General features: G+C 42.0%; 14 protein-coding genes. 3 read left to right on the top strand and 11 right to left on the bottom strand.

Annotated elements, in window-relative coordinates; genetic code table 11:
- Nucleotides 1-131: 131 nt before the first annotated feature.
- The 4 genes from AC58PQ_RS17895 to AC58PQ_RS17880 all read right to left on the bottom strand — a co-directional run bounded on the left by AC58PQ_RS17895 (nucleotide 132) and on the right by AC58PQ_RS17880 (nucleotide 1,621).
- The gene (locus AC58PQ_RS17895; RefSeq protein WP_497243803.1) at nucleotides 132-419 is read right to left on the bottom strand and encodes a hypothetical protein; all 288 of its coding nucleotides are present in this window, start codon (nucleotides 417-419) and stop codon (nucleotides 132-134) included.
- Entirely contained in the window at nucleotides 416-601 is a 186-nt protein-coding gene (locus AC58PQ_RS17890) for a response regulator (protein WP_497243801.1), read from the bottom strand. The genes AC58PQ_RS17895 and AC58PQ_RS17890 overlap by 4 nt, the downstream gene beginning before the upstream one ends.
- 182 nt (nucleotides 602-783) lie before the next feature.
- Nucleotides 784-1,260, bottom strand: coding sequence for a DUF5680 domain-containing protein (locus AC58PQ_RS17885; RefSeq protein ID WP_497243799.1), 477 nt, complete (start codon nucleotides 1,258-1,260; stop codon nucleotides 784-786).
- Between the two features lie 31 nt (nucleotides 1,261-1,291).
- Nucleotides 1,292-1,621, bottom strand: coding sequence for an NUDIX hydrolase (locus tag AC58PQ_RS17880; RefSeq protein WP_497243797.1), 330 nt, complete (start codon nucleotides 1,619-1,621; stop codon nucleotides 1,292-1,294).
- Between the two features lie 195 nt (nucleotides 1,622-1,816).
- Here AC58PQ_RS17880 and AC58PQ_RS17875 point away from each other — a divergent pair, with 195 nt between their 5' ends.
- Entirely contained in the window at nucleotides 1,817-3,553 is a 1,737-nt protein-coding gene (locus AC58PQ_RS17875; RefSeq protein ID WP_497243795.1) for an ABC transporter ATP-binding protein, read from the top strand.
- Nucleotides 3,546-5,276: an ABC transporter ATP-binding protein gene (locus AC58PQ_RS17870; RefSeq protein WP_497243793.1), complete on the top strand. Its 1,731-nt coding sequence runs from the start codon at nucleotides 3,546-3,548 to the stop codon at nucleotides 5,274-5,276. The genes AC58PQ_RS17875 and AC58PQ_RS17870 overlap by 8 nt, the downstream gene beginning before the upstream one ends.
- Nucleotides 5,277-5,635: 359 nt before the next feature.
- Here the strand turns inward: AC58PQ_RS17870 and AC58PQ_RS17865 are convergent, their stop codons facing one another.
- On the bottom strand, nucleotides 5,636-6,490 hold the full coding sequence (locus AC58PQ_RS17865; RefSeq protein WP_497243791.1) for a phytanoyl-CoA dioxygenase family protein: 855 nt from the start codon (nucleotides 6,488-6,490) through the stop codon (nucleotides 5,636-5,638).
- Nucleotides 6,491-6,624: 134 nt separating this feature from the next.
- Between AC58PQ_RS17865 and AC58PQ_RS17860 the strand changes: the two genes are divergently transcribed.
- Nucleotides 6,625-7,479 carry an AraC family transcriptional regulator gene (locus AC58PQ_RS17860; protein ID WP_497243789.1) on the top strand — a complete coding sequence of 285 codons (855 nt, stop codon included), beginning with the start codon at nucleotides 6,625-6,627 and terminating at the stop codon, nucleotides 7,477-7,479.
- A gap of 102 nt (nucleotides 7,480-7,581) precedes the next feature.
- Here AC58PQ_RS17860 and AC58PQ_RS17855 read toward each other — a convergent pair whose 3' ends face one another.
- The 6 genes from AC58PQ_RS17855 to AC58PQ_RS17830 form a co-directional block, all read right to left on the bottom strand.
- The gene (locus AC58PQ_RS17855) at nucleotides 7,582-7,971 is read right to left on the bottom strand and encodes a hypothetical protein (protein WP_497243787.1); all 390 of its coding nucleotides are present in this window, start codon (nucleotides 7,969-7,971) and stop codon (nucleotides 7,582-7,584) included.
- Nucleotides 7,972-8,401: 430 nt separating this feature from the next.
- Nucleotides 8,402-9,424, bottom strand: a complete 1,023-nt coding sequence (locus AC58PQ_RS17850; protein ID WP_497243785.1) for a DUF4179 domain-containing protein — start codon at nucleotides 9,422-9,424, stop codon at nucleotides 8,402-8,404.
- A gap of 15 nt (nucleotides 9,425-9,439) precedes the next feature.
- The gene (locus tag AC58PQ_RS17845) at nucleotides 9,440-9,988 is read right to left on the bottom strand and encodes a sigma-70 family RNA polymerase sigma factor (protein ID WP_497243783.1); all 549 of its coding nucleotides are present in this window, start codon (nucleotides 9,986-9,988) and stop codon (nucleotides 9,440-9,442) included.
- Nucleotides 9,989-10,783: 795 nt separating this feature from the next.
- Nucleotides 10,784-11,905 carry a Ger(x)C family spore germination protein gene (locus AC58PQ_RS17840; RefSeq protein ID WP_497243781.1) on the bottom strand — a complete coding sequence of 374 codons (1,122 nt, stop codon included), beginning with the start codon at nucleotides 11,903-11,905 and terminating at the stop codon, nucleotides 10,784-10,786.
- Entirely contained in the window at nucleotides 11,902-13,380 is a 1,479-nt protein-coding gene (locus tag AC58PQ_RS17835; protein ID WP_497243779.1) for a spore germination protein, read from the bottom strand. The genes AC58PQ_RS17840 and AC58PQ_RS17835 overlap by 4 nt, the downstream gene beginning before the upstream one ends.
- A gap of 21 nt (nucleotides 13,381-13,401) precedes the next feature.
- The gene (locus AC58PQ_RS17830) at nucleotides 13,402-14,484 is read right to left on the bottom strand and encodes an endospore germination permease (protein ID WP_497243777.1); all 1,083 of its coding nucleotides are present in this window, start codon (nucleotides 14,482-14,484) and stop codon (nucleotides 13,402-13,404) included.
- Nucleotides 14,485-14,505: the final 21 nt, after the last annotated feature.

Genomic DNA, 14,505 nt, shown 5'->3' with positions numbered 1-14,505 from the left:
CATCACTACAGATGACAAACTAGCTGGCTCTTGCTCTGTAGTGATGAAAAACACCCTTACAGCTGCCAACGCGACTCGAAATCGCCGAAATTCCTGCTGTAGTGATGAAAATCATCACTACAGATGACAAACTAGCTGGCACTTGCTCTGTAGTGATGAAAAACAACCTTACAACTGCCAACTCGACTCGAAATCGCCGAAATCCCTGCTGTAGTGATGAAAATCATCACTACAGATGACAAACTAGCTGGCTCTTGCTCTGTAGTGATGAAAAACACCCTTACAGCTGCCAACGCGACTCGAAATCGCCGAAATTCCTGCTGTAGTGATGAAAAATGATACACATCCTGAAGCTGCTTCAACCGGTTGATCGAGCGCATCAGGGCATCCTTCAAATCGCTATCGGAAAGCGATTTCAATAAATACTCCGTAACACCGTACGAATCGCCTTTTGCGCGTATTGAAAATTGTCAAAACCACTAATAATGATAGTGACCTTAGGGAAATTTCTAGCTTGGATTTGCTCAATGAGTGCTAACCCATCTTGCTCAGGCATCATAATATCGGCAATTACAATGGACGGCCACAGCGTCTGAATCATGCTCCAATCGGCATTTTGTTATCTCGATTCTTCTACAAGAAGGATTGAGGGTCTTGAATGACAAAAAAGAGAAGCTGCTGCGATGCAGGGCTTCTCTGGTCTAGTTTTGCGTTAGCGCAATCTGGGGGCCGCCACGCGACAACCCTTTAGATATTGAACTTTCGTTCGACAAGTAGGAGAGGTTATCGAACTACCCCACCGTTGTACTGCAATTCATATACCTTTTGACCGTCCATAAGAATGAATTCCTTCCCGTGAAAGGAGTTAAGAGTACCCTCGTACTCGTTTTTGAAAATGTAATTACCCGATTCAAAGTGTTTTGGACCACGATATATCGCCTTTGTATCGACCAACCTTAACGCTTGTCGAAGAAAACCGTAAATCGGACCTATGATGTCCCAATTTGCGTTCGGGATGATAACACCGCCTGAATAGACCATTGACCAGATGGGACGATTCTCGAATTCAACCGTTTCTTGTCCAATAAAGAAAGCCGAACCAAAATAAATATCCCGATAGAAGTAACTACCACTGCGGTATTCGAGCTGTTTTGAACCATTTAATAACGGTTGAACCGATGCTTCATCACCCTGGGAGGCGTATGTGTTTCTTTTGGCTTCTACAAGGAAGTTGGTGAGCAATTCATTATTCGTAGACATATTAGTCCTCCACTATAGGTATCCGTTAGCGTTACAGCTTTTGTTGTATCTCTTGTTCTTCAACATAATTGCGATACTTATTACCGCTGTAAAAATCAACAATGTCTTGATTAATTTCAGGGTACAGTTGAATCGAATGCAACTCCGAAATCGGGATCCATTTAACATCTGTTTGTTTAGGATCTGGCTTTTGTGGAAGTTTGGGATATGACCCTATTTTTAATTCACATTCAAATGTAATCCCCACAGAATGGGTGTCACCATACATATAATTGCTTTTAGTTGGTTGATATTCGTAAACAAAGGCAACAGGACCGACTTCCACGTCGACACACGCCTCTTCTTTTGCTTCCCTTTTCACAGCTTCAACAAAGGTTTCACCAGGCTCAACACCACCAGCGGGAAGATTGTAATGGACACCGTCACCATCAACATTTCCTGTTAGCCATCTCCCATTTTAAAGGGATTATTTCCCTAACGGCGAATTAATCGTTACCTACTTTTTTGACAGTTCTCCTTATGGGACTGTCTATTTACTATTTGAGGAGATGATCAATTGTCAACCTACAGATGGGTCATATCCTATTTGAAACCGTATATTCCGATGCTTGTACTGTTTATCGTGTGTGGGCTGTTTGTCACTTCGATTGAAATTGCAATTGCCAAGTTCGTCCAGTATTTCATCGATGTGATCGCCCCAAGCGCTCGAAAAGAGCCATTGTATAGGATACTCGGTATACTCTTTGTCTGTATTGTACTTATGCTTGGCGCTCAAGCTTGGAGAAACGTCCTTCAGCGAAGAATCCAGGAACTAGCTTCCCGTGATCTCATGATCGCTATGTTCCGACACCTCCGTAAACTGGGCTTCGCTTACTACGAACAGCATCCAGTGGGGGAAACGGTTGGGCTGTTTCAAACAGAGGTAGCCGCTGTCCAGCGCATCTTCCGTCATTATGTGCCTGTATTGATCCAACACGCTATCACTTTGATTGTATTGACCGTTCTAATAATCAATCTTTCATGGAAGTTGAGTGTATGGATTGTTCCTTTTTTTCTGTCTTATTATCTGATTGGCCCTTATTTCGAAAAAAAAGCTTCCCTTTGGGCAAAGGAAGTTAATAGAGAGAGGCAACTCTCCAATAAGCAGTTATACGACAGCTTTTCCGCGATTCACGAAATGCGGGCTTTCGGTGGTGAAGCGTGGAGCATCTCTCGCCTGATGGATCAGTTTACTGTACTGCACTCAAAGCAGTTGAAGCAATCTTTCTACGCTTATATGCGGGGGACGGTCAGGCGGATCACGATCGGATTAGGGGCAGTGGCCATTTTCGCCTACGGGATTACGCTTGTCCGAAATGGGCAAATGACGATTGGGGAGTTTGTAGTCTATTCCCTATTTTATGGTCGGTTCTTAGGTTTGATGACGTCAGTGGTGACGCTCACTACGGAGCAGCGGCTCCTGCTACAACAAGCGGAAAATCTGCACGATTTTATCCGTCTGACACCATCCGTGGCTGAGGAACCCTTCCCAGTTCACTTGCCGGAGATACGGGGGGAGATCTCGTTCGATAATGTAAGCTTCAGCTATCCCGCAAGACCGGAAGTCATCAAAAACTTTTCGCTTAATATCCGACAAGGACAAAAGGTAGCGTTGATCGGCACCAGCGGCGGCGGAAAATCGACAATCCTCAAACTGGTTGCACGCTTCTACGACCCTGTCGGTGGAAAGATCCTTCTGGACGGAGTGCCATTAAACAACCTTTCTTTTGAGCAGCTGCGCTCCTCTATCGGATTCGTCTTTCAAGAGACTTATTTGTTCGGAGGAACCGTACGGGATAATATCCGGTTTGGGTTACCAGAGGCGACTGACGAGCAGATTACATTAGCAGCTAAGGCAGCCTATGCTCACGACTTTATTCAGAAGCTGCCTGCAGGCTATGATACCCTAGTCGGCGAGCGTGGCATTAAGCTGTCCGGGGGTCAAAAGCAAAGACTTGCCATCGCCCGCATGTTCATCAAAAACCCTTCCATTATTTTGCTGGATGAAGCAACGAGTGCTCTAGACAACATCAGCGAATACGAGGTTCAGAAAGCATTGGATTCGCTTTTAGCTGGCAGGACCACAATTGCGGTAGCCCATCGGTTGTCTACAGTACGGCATTTTGATCAAATCATCGTCTTAGAGGAAGGGCGAAACGCGGAGCAAGGCACCTATGAAGAACTGATCACCCAGGACGGATTGCTAAAAAACCTGGTACTGGGTGCACAGGAGCGGAGGACAGCGTATGAATAACGTAAAATGGGTAGTCCGCGCAATCGGGATGGTACGCTGGGGAGTGAGTGTCGGTCTTCTATTGTTTTCGATTAAAATTGTTGCCAGCCTCGTTATGACCGGCGTCCAGAAGTGGATTGTCGACGATATCTTTATTCAAGGCATGTATGGCCGGACCGTCTTCTATTTATCCATCTTCGCTTCGGCCCTTATTATTTACAACGCCTTTCATGCGATCGCGGCTCGATTTATCGATGCAAGTGCTTATCGCTTGTTCCGTATTCTAACCGAAACCCTCGCAACCCTACTGCATAAATGGCCCACTGGAGCTATTCAAGGCGACCGCACGGCGAAGTTCGTCCATTATGTAAACGGTGATGTTCAAGCGGTTTCTTCTATGATACAGGGATTTTTGCCTCAAGGACTTCAGCATGGCATAAGCTTGCTGCTACTCGGAGGGTTGATTGGTTGGGCAAGTCCATTGCTGCTGGTTTCTATTCTTGCGGTTAGTGCTCTATATATTGTCGTGGGGCGTTGGTTCAGTCCACAGGTCAAAGAGGCTGCCAAAATGGTGCAAGAGCTCAAATCCCATTTACTCGTCCATATTGAAGAAGGTATATCATCCTCACGTGAAGTCATTGCCTTCCACCGGTTGAGATGGGAAGATCAGAGGTTCTCCAACCTTTTTTCCAAATATTTCAAATCCGTTATGGATGAAGGAAAGCTGGAGAATAAACAGACGCTGGTGAGCGACCCGCTGCGTTGGGTGATTACGTTATTAACGCTAGGTATCGGGGGGACTCTCGTCATTCGGCAGTCAATCTCGTTGGGAACCTTTGTCGTAGTCTATCAATTTGCTTCGGGGCTGATGGATGCAGCGCAGGGACTCTTCCAATTTGTGATGCAGATATCGGGCCGCATGGCAGCCGTTGAAAGGTTAAGAAGAACACTCGATACAGAGAACTGGAAGGACGGCGACCGGCTCCTAAACGGACCTATTACCTCCCTCCACCTGAATAATATTAGCTTTCGATATGCGGAGTCACTTCCACCCGTTCTGAGCGGGGTTGATGCCATTCTGCCGATTGGACATAAAATAGCTTTCGTCGGGACAAGCGGTGGTGGAAAATCAACCATTGCTCAGCTGCTTATCCGGTTCTTTGATCCAGGGGAAGGTACAATTACGGTTAATCAGATTCCTTTATCAGACATCCAACGCAAGGAGTGGGCTGAGAAGGTGCAAATCGTGTTTCAAGAACCCTACCTTTTTCCAGATACGATCCGTACCAATTTGACAGTCGGGCGCATCGTCACCCAAGAACAGTTGGAACATGTGTGTCAAATTGCGCAGATCGATAGCTTTATCCAGCAATTACCGGATCAATACGACACAGAGATTGGAGAACGGGGTGTGACCTTGTCAGGAGGGCAACGGCAACGCCTTGCACTTGCCCGAGCCTTGCTGGGAGACCCAGAAATTCTCATCCTGGATGAGGCAACAAGCGCACTGGATCTGGAGACCGAACGGCGTATTCAGCAGTCTATCGATGACATGCGGCGGGGCAAGACGACGATCGTGATCGCGCACCGTCTGTCAACCGTACAAAACGCTGATATCATCCACGTCATGCAAGACGGTAAAATTGTAGAATCTGGAACCCATGAAGTGCTGACCGCTTGGAACGGCGTCTACGTTTCCCTTTCTGAACGCGAACGGGGAGAGGAAAAGGTGCCTAGTTATTAGTTGTATTGTCGGTGATCGGTCGTCTTCTCAAAATTAAGACCAACCAGAATTATTCTGGTTGGTCTTTACCTTTGTTTTTTAAGTAATTTGGCCTTTTTGTTTTTATCTCATAAGTATGCTACTTGATTATTATGGTGATTTCGGACAAAAGGAAACCGCCAACAGAGGTACTTGTTTACAAATTCATTTTCCGTCATTTCCTTAATATCCGCCAACATTTTGCCACTCCATTAAACTCCCGTTACTTTAGAAACAAAGAAGGGGCTGCCGCGAAGCAAGCCCCCTCAACTATAGTTCTGCGTTAGAGCTTAATGCTCATCCAATAGGTAAAGGCAATAGATATGCTATCTACTAATATTTTAATACGCTCCGATAGGTATACTCGACCATTTCTCTAACCACTGCTCATACGTTTCTACTGATTCAGGACTGTTAAGGCTCTGTGCTATAAAGCCCTGAGCCTTTCCGCTTGTAGTAGCGGTTGGGGTGGCTTCATAACGAATGTCCATGGACCAACGCACATGATCGGATTTGTTGGGAAGAGCCCTGTGAGGAAGTAGTTGATTGAAACAGAGCACATCTCCTGGTTCCATCTCTATTGAAAGACCCTTCAAATGGCTGGCGTCTTCTTTGCGCAGCCCCAGGAAGTTGGTTTCTTCGTCAATTGCGCCTTCTAACAAGGTATCAGTAAAAAATCCAGGCGCAACTTGCAAGCAGCTATTAGCTTCAGTCACCTTTTGCAAAGGCATCCACATCGATAGGACGTGTACATTTTCAGCATCCCGATAGTACTGGGCATCTTGATGCCAAGGAGTGTCAGTCCATTTCTGGTCTGGCAACTTTGGTCTTGCATTAAAGATGCCGTGAACAGATAGCTCAGACGTACCAAGTAGCTCCGAAGCCACATTCAACATAACAGGATGTTTGAAGAAATTAAACATATCAGGACCAACTAGATCTCTTCTAGGGCTGCGGCTATATTTAGGTTTACCTGCTGCTCCCCATAGTTCGACAAGACGATGTTGAAAATCAAGATCCTCTCGTTTATCCTTCAACAGTCCTTCTTTGTTCCACTTCTCTACCAATTCATCGACCCATTTCATGATGATCCCTGTAGCTAGGTCCAATAGATCAGGTGGGATAACACCTTTCACATGCAAGTAATGATTCTTCCTGTAAAATTCCAATTGCTCTTTCGTAAGTAAGATGGTCATCGCAACATTTCTCCTTTTGAGGTTTGTTACTGTAATTGTAACTGCTCGTAGCCTTTGCAGAAACCACATGATGACCTTGAAATTTAACCATTTGTCGTTAAAATAAAGTAGAAGAAATAGGAGAGTGATGCCGTTTGGAACAGCCATTCAGGCTTAGTGCAATGAAAAACCCCATCTCCATAGGGCATTCCCATTTTACAACCGTGGAGCTAGGGTGGTCGTATAACCTGCATAATCATAAAGGTTATGAGCTTCTATATTGTCATTCAGGAACCTTCATGGAATGGATTCATGGAGAATCTATCGAAATGAAAAGTGGGGATTGGTTATTGATTAGTCCAGGAGTTAGCCATAGCACGATCAATGTTTCCAAAGATGCCCTAACTTACTTTTCGATGCATTTTGATTTAGAGGATGTTGAGGTTCGGAACGAATTAAAGAATATGAATTTTGTTCATTTAGGTGGACCCTTTTCCAAATTACAGAACTTGTTTAAGGACATTCAGAGGGGCATCGGAAAAAGATCGACGGAGAATGGCGATTTAACAACGATTCAAAAGTTGTTTTTTCAATCCACGATTCTTCAATTGTTCATGGAAATACTGAACTTAATATCGCTTCCTAATGACCGTATTGTTCTCCATAACAAGATATTGAACATAGAAGAAATTGAACTAGCAAATACCATTGAACGTAAGCTCCATGAATTTATGGATTCCACGATCACTATTAATGGAGTTGCTCAAGAACTTTATATTAGCAGAAGCCATTGCAATGAGGTTTTTAAAAAGGTTTATGGTATCGCTCCTCGTCAATATTTAAGCATGCTCAAATTAAAAAAGGCGGAGTCATTAATTCTGCACTCCGGCCTTTCTATGGAAGTGATTAGTGAGAAACTGGGCTTCTCGTGCTTAGGCAGTTTCAGCAGACAGTTCCGACGTTGGACCGATCTGTCGCCTTTGCAGTATAGGAATTCGCAGCGCCAGTAGTGAGAATTTCAAATATTATTTTTCCGTTAAACTGCTCGTTAGAGTTTAACGAAGTATGGACTTTTACTTTCCCACTAATGAACTATCCTAGTGACAATAACTTTATTTACGAGCGTCTTTCCCTACCACCTGATTGGATACAGTATCAATGTAAATCCCTATTGACCCAATAAATTCGTCTTGAGTAGTCTTGAACGTAACTTTATAAATGTTATTTGATGTCTTTACAGCGTCCTTCTCAACCTTAATCGGCACTTGTTCAAAACTCGATTTTTCTATGGAGGCTTTCTTCCAGTCACCGATTACAGTTTTTTTTGCGTTGTCACTTACTTGTTCCCAAGCAATATTTCTTAACTCACTAAAAGTTTTATCTTCTTGATTCTTTTCAGTCTGCTGTACTTGTTTTGTCGAAGTTGGTTGAGTCGTTTCAATAGCTGTAGTTATAGCATCAACCTGGGTAGAAATACCACATCCACTTAAGATAATGACCATTGTTAAAACACTAACACAGAAAAGTTTTGTTTTTTTAATTTGAATTTCCTCCTTTTTTCATTTCTTCTGTAATCCTAAGACGTCAATACTATTCATTTTGTTGCAAATCATAGTTGCACTAAACTGCCCTTTAGCTTAATGGCCATGTGAATAATCCATTACAAATCCAAGCTTTAATATCATCGCAATTATGCGCATATGTTTGTGTCGTGACCTCGCGACACAAACATAGGTACTTTGAATTAAAAAATCCCCTATTGGCGGGGATCTAAAAGCACTCATGTTTGTGTCGCCGGACATTTATATATTGTTACACATTATATGATGTGGTTTTTCGAGCATAAAAAAGTAAGTTGGATGATCCCCTATAAGAAACCACCAAGTAAGTGCCAACTTTATGTCGTCGGCACTTACTTGGTGGTTTAGTTAATTATTTTATAATTAATTCAACGCCATCAATACTTGTTGTATGTTCATTCCTGTACTCCACTAATATTTTGTCGGGTATTGTTTTTAGTGGTTCAAACTTATACAATCCTCTGTAACCAAATAAGACGTTATTGGAACTTAGGCTTGCACCGCGAGGACTCAGGATATTACCATTATTGTCTTTGAAAATGAGGTTATTATAATCGTATTCATGGTTTGCTTTTATCTTTATGGCCGTAGATATTGGTGAAAAACTTACTGTTTCAAATTTCAATGTTACTTCTTCTCCATTGTCGTTTTTTATTTTCAAAATATTATTTGGTTCGAATGTTTTTATATCTTTAGCTATTTTTTCTTTAGAAATATTAAAATTGAATTTCCAATCACCGACTACATTATTAATTGACTTAAAATTAATTTCTATATCGATTTTTTTAGAAATATTTAGTTTTTCAATATCAATATCCTCAATGACTTGTACGGTATAGTCATCAATTATCCTATCTGTGCCACCCAAACCACCGACAAATTCTTCGCCATTTATCTTTATACTTTTATCTGGTATATGAGGAAACGGATTACCCTTCTGGTCCATCAATGTTGATACTTTAACTGGGCACTTTAATGTATATATTAACTTTAAACTAAAGTCATCCATAACTACTTCATCGAGTCTAACTTCATATCCCTTATCTTTCTTTACTTCACCAATTACCTGTGCATAATTCTCAAAGTTGCCACCATATCCTGACCCGAATTTTTGAAATAGAGTATTTAAGACTGGTATGTTATTTTTAAAGGTTGCAAGCGCATTTTGCGGAATAATGACTGATCCTAAGAGTAGTGCTACAACAGCTGCTGCCACGCCCGTTTGTGCTACACGTTTACGCTTTTTTATTGTAACTGAGCTCATTAGCCTCTTTTTAATACTTGTTTTTGTTATGTCATCAAGTTCCACATCAATTGAGTTAATCTTGTTAATATCCATTTCAATATCATTAAAGTATTTGTATATATTCCCCATTCTTGCATTCCTCCCCTAAACAGATTGAAGTTTTAGCTTTAACAATTTTCTACCTCTTGAGAGCCTGGTGTCTACTACATTCCTAGATACACTAAGTTTATAAGCGATTTCATTCACGGGTTCCTCAAGAAAATATCTCATTATGAATATTTTTTTATCCAAATCCTCCAGTTGATTAATATGTTCAAGTAATTCTTTTCGATTTTCATTAGCTAATACACTATCTTCTGTTCTTAAATCCGAAACAATAACACAACCATCAATATCAATATTTTCTTTGTCTTTTACTAGTTTTCTTTGATAGTCAATTGCTTTATATTTTGCAATAACACAAATCCAATGTATTAATTTTTCATTACTACCAGAAAACATGTTTATGTTCTCCCAGATACTAAAAAAAACATCATTTAAGCACTCTTGCATTAGTCCTTTATCTCCATAAGGACTTAAAACATTGTATATAACTTTATATAGCAGATTGCCATACTTATCGACTAAAAAATCTAAAGCCTTAGAATTCTTCTGTTTTAACTGTTCAACTAAGTCGGCTTCAGTTACTTTCATAACTATAACTGCCTACCTCCTTTCAATTGTTTTTAGGAGCTCCTCATCTATATTAACGAAAACGAATGGTACTTTCTTACGGATAAAATACAAATAATATAATCTTGGCGCAAACCTAGATGGTAATTTCCCATAAATCACGTTGGAAATGATCAGGATGACAACAAGGGATGTACAAGGCATTTAGATTGGTGTGCACGAGTCCGGCTAAGTTCTTGCTTAGCGTACTGAATGAACTAACCGTGGTATACAAGAAATTCTCATTACTTACGTAGACATTCTATGAGGTTTCTCGGAAGCCCAACAGAAGAAGCAGCCCACGTTGAGCTCGACCGATTCTAAGGCACCTGGGAGACGAAATACACCTGTTCATCTTACGCTCCTAGCGAAACAATTGGAGCGAGCTTGAAACCTTTTTTTATCCTCCTGAGATTCGCAAGCTCATTTATACCAAAAATATCATTGAGAGTTATCACCGGCAGCTTCGAATAGCAACAACAAGGGGGATCCAGTTGAAACAGGGCTTCAGTAAGTTCTAATTGGTCTAATATCATGATTTCATCCTTATTAATACAATGAAACTCCTCGTTAAAATGAACTTGGTTGTTAACCTGGGACAAACCCATCATACCGAGGCGCTCCTTTTTTTTACAAAGGCTATTTCTTAGCCCTAACAGGAATGTTCAATAGAAAACGGCAGCCGATCATATACCAGCTGCCGTCATGTCGTGATTGAACTAATGTTCTCTCGTTAGTTGAATCACAAAAGTATTGACTTCTCTACGATTTACCATATTATCCCGCCTTATAAGTTCCCGAATGCTCTAGGAACAAATGGAGATTCACCTTCAAGGCAGGTTTGACATTAGGTGAATGGTAAATTTCTCGCCATTGGCGAAGATCATATTTAAACATTTCCTTACCCAAATTCAGCAAGTCGGTGTTGGATTTTCGACCCAGTTGAAAGGTTTCCATGATTTCATTGCGTATCGTTTTATCCACAGCCGCCCTCAGCTCTTCTTTGGAGAACTGACCATTCCCCATTTCCATACTGGCTTTTATTTTTAAGTCCAGAATATATTGAAGCTGTCCTTTCGCATAAGTCCACTTTACGCTACGATGACTACTTCTCACCATACACGTCACTTGAAATTGCTGTCCATTTACCTGCAGCAGGACCTCATCTGAAGGTTTGTTCATCCAGCGAATTCCTTCGACATCGGAAAGCAGAAAATTCTTTTTATACTTTTTTTGATAAAAAGCATAGAGTCCATCGATATAGGCTACGGGCATCGGTTTTTCTTTTGTCTCCCAATTGTTATGTAACGATAGAGAGGGAATAAACGCCGTTTCCCCGGGCTCTCTATAGGCCTTAAGGAATTGTCTCACAGAAACTGGCCGAGTCCGTGCTACTTTGGCGGCAGCAGGTCTAGGATTGTGGATGACGGTCAGCTCAGGCGAGAGCCCAAGTAGAGCATCTGAACCAAACAATGGCGTGATGGGCTCTTCGGTCCCAAATAACCAGACAGTATAACGAAGCTCCCGATAACGGTATAACGCTTCTAGGATGTCCTCTACATCTTGCTCAAGCGCGCGGCTGGTTAAGACAAGAGCTGTCACCTGTCCTAAATATAACTGCTGCTGGGATGTCATTTGATTTAAATTTTGAAAAGCGACAAACGGGTTACTACCGGATGCTGTACCTATCCATGTGCTCTCTCCAGCATTTTTTCCCGTCCCACGCTTGGCAACGTTACTGAAATTAATAAGTTGGGAAGATACGAGATATTGTCCGTCTTTATAATCAACGCCAATTGCAGCTACGAACACGGTATCTTGAAGCTCTCTTCGATCCCAACAACCGGTGAGGAACAGGCTGCAGCTTAGAATCAATACAACGATACGTCCGAAGTTCAAGAAGCGTCATCTCCTTGACGGGTGGCATCTTTTGGTTGCAGAGAACCTGGTCTCTTTTTCATTTGAGATAGTGGTTTTCTCACTAAAGCGGGTATCAATTCCTTCCAAAGCGGTGGAGACATTGGAGTCAAGTAAGGGATGCCGAAGGATTCCAAGCCGGACATATAAAAGACAATGCAGATAACGGAAAGGATGAACCCAAATATGCCAAAAAAGCAGGACATGAGAAGAACATAAAATCTAAAAATGGTCGCAGTCCCATTTAAATTTTGGTTGATCAGCATAAAAGATGCAACGGTAGATATCGATACGACCACGATCATGATTGGCGAGGTAAGACCGGCTTTTACAGACATGTCACCAATGATCAGCCCGCCGACAACGGCAACCGTCTGACCGACCGATTTGGGCAAACGAACGCCTGCTTCCCGAAACACTTCAAAAATACTAACCACTAGAAACGCTTCGAGTGTGGACGGCATAGGAAGACCAGACCTGTTTACTTTTGCTGAAGCCACCAGGGAGAAAGGGAGCTGGTCGATATTGAAGGCGGATAATGCGACCCAGAAGCCCGGCAATAGTGTACCTATAATAAATCCAAGTATTCTAAGGAGTCTTTCAAGGGTAACAAATTGAAAAGGTAAATAGAGATCCTCCGGTGTTTTGAGAATCTCGGTAAACGTGACTGGAGCAATAATGGCGTTAGGGGAGCCATCAGCTAAAAAAACAAACCGACCGACCATTAAGCTTTCAGCCACATAATCCGGACGCCCGATATAATCGATTAACGGAAATAAAGAAATCGAACTATCAGCAAGCATGACCTCCAATTGGCTGCTATTATGCAGCACATCCACATTAATTTTACAAAGACGTTCTTTGGCTTCTTGGATCAAATCAGAATTTGCAATATCATTTACATACAATAATGCCACCTTGGTTTGACTTCTTCTGCCGACAGTGAAATATTCAACACACAATGTGGCTGATTTAATTCTGCGTCGAACCAAGGCGACGTTGGTTGTCAAGTCTTCGGTAAAACCGTCACGCGGCCCTTTTACTGAGACCTCTGATGCGGATTCCTCAGGATTGCGTTTCGGAGCATTGGCGATTTCCAGAGAATAAAAGGTTTGTGATTTTTCTAAATATATAATTAAGGTTCCAGTAAAAACATCAGCTGTCAGCGTATCAACGTTGTCATTCCCATTCAGCTTTTTCAATCGTAAAGGACCGAAGCACTCGAGAGATTGTTCGTCCGGATGAAGCTCTATCATGCCCTCCAAATGAAGCAGGACATAATTATTGATTTGCTTGGAATCGGCTATGCCGATACAGTAGATTAAAATCACGCTATGCGTTGAATGACGAAAATTCATTAATACGTTATCGATTTGAACATCTTGGCTGTTTTTGAACAGCCGCCTGATGGAGTGCTCCTCTAAAGAACCGATGGTGATCTTGTCTGACTGCAGCATAGTTGTACCACCTTTTTCAAACTACTTTGTTACATTCTTTTGCCTCCATAGAGCGATAAGAACGAGCAGGATCACGACGATCAGCAAATGGAATAGTAATACCGCTGGAAAATACCAATACCGTAAAAAAAACAAAAAATCATAATCGCTGATATGTAGTAGGCTAGCCAGGATGAATCCTGCACCAATCAATGAAGCAGCTAATGCTCGAGTACGCCGCTTATTCAAATTCGCAAGATCGAGAATTAGACAGATGCCAAGTGAAATTCGAACGGATGCACCGGTGACCCACTGATAAATGGACAAATAATCCATATGCTCAATAAAATGTCCAATACGTAGAAGCCGCCATTCTTCAAAAGAAGGATATCGTTGTTTGGCAGCCTCCACAGGACCAAACTCACTGATCGAGCCTAAAGTCGGACCAAAAGCCAGGCCGACTAACAGCAGAGCAAGTAATAAATAAAAAAATAATGATTTTTTTGAAGCTTGCTGATTTAGAAATATGATGATGACCAACTCCGACAATCCGCCTCCTACATAAATCAGCCCTTTCAGAATAGGACTCCAACCGTTTTCAAGGACGGGAAAGATACTGGAGTAATCCTTATTCGGAATGTTCGCAAAGGAAATGTAGAAACCGAGCAAAGATACGGTCGGTAAAAAAATGCCGCATGCAATCATAATCATGCGTACACCAAAAACGCTGACAATCGCGGATAAACCACATAATAATAAGGCAATAACAAGCACGGGGGTATGTGGTAAATAGGAGACATGCGTCCACATGACCGTATCTTTAACCGCGACGAAGACGAAAAAAATAAAATATACGATCCATGAACTCCGAAATAAAAGGGACGGTATAAAGCCATAGTTGATCTTGATCCAGTCTTGAATGTTACGTCCGCTCGTTTTTTTACAGATGTAGTAAACCGGAATCATAAATAAGCAGATGGGTGCAGTCAATATTACTATGCTGATCCAAGCGTCCCTTTGTACCGTTTCCAATAATAAAGGGACCATTTGAACGTGATTCATTAGACCGACAGACATCATTAAAGTCATCATGACGAGCGCAAAGGGCAAATTCTTTTGAATCATGCATGAATCCCCCTCTGAGAT

Source organism: Paenibacillus sp. J22P143 (assembly GCF_059692035.1).
The sequence above is the reverse complement of the archived record's forward strand: the minus strand, read 5'-3'. Positions and strand labels throughout refer to the sequence as shown.

Excerpts from the sequence above, each read along its gene's own strand:
- AC58PQ_RS17870 (WP_497243793.1), top strand. The coding sequence starts at position 3,546 with ATGAATAACGTAAAATGGGTAGTCCGCGCAATCGGGATGGTACGCTGG.
- AC58PQ_RS17865 (WP_497243791.1), bottom strand. The coding sequence starts at position 6,490 with ATGACCATCTTACTTACGAAAGAGCAATTGGAATTTTACAGGAAGAAT.
- AC58PQ_RS17835 (WP_497243779.1), bottom strand. The coding sequence starts at position 13,380 with ATGCTGCAGTCAGACAAGATCACCATCGGTTCTTTAGAGGAGCACTCC.
- AC58PQ_RS17855 (WP_497243787.1), bottom strand. The coding sequence starts at position 7,971 with ATGGTCATTATCTTAAGTGGATGTGGTATTTCTACCCAGGTTGATGCT.
- AC58PQ_RS17890 (WP_497243801.1), bottom strand. The coding sequence starts at position 601 with ATGATTCAGACGCTGTGGCCGTCCATTGTAATTGCCGATATTATGATG.
- AC58PQ_RS17830 (WP_497243777.1), bottom strand. The coding sequence starts at position 14,484 with ATGATTCAAAAGAATTTGCCCTTTGCGCTCGTCATGATGACTTTAATG.
- AC58PQ_RS17850 (WP_497243785.1), bottom strand. The coding sequence starts at position 9,424 with ATGGGGAATATATACAAATACTTTAATGATATTGAAATGGATATTAAC.
- AC58PQ_RS17885 (WP_497243799.1), bottom strand. The coding sequence starts at position 1,260 with ATGTCTACGAATAATGAATTGCTCACCAACTTCCTTGTAGAAGCCAAA.
- AC58PQ_RS17845 (WP_497243783.1), bottom strand. The coding sequence starts at position 9,988 with ATGAAAGTAACTGAAGCCGACTTAGTTGAACAGTTAAAACAGAAGAAT.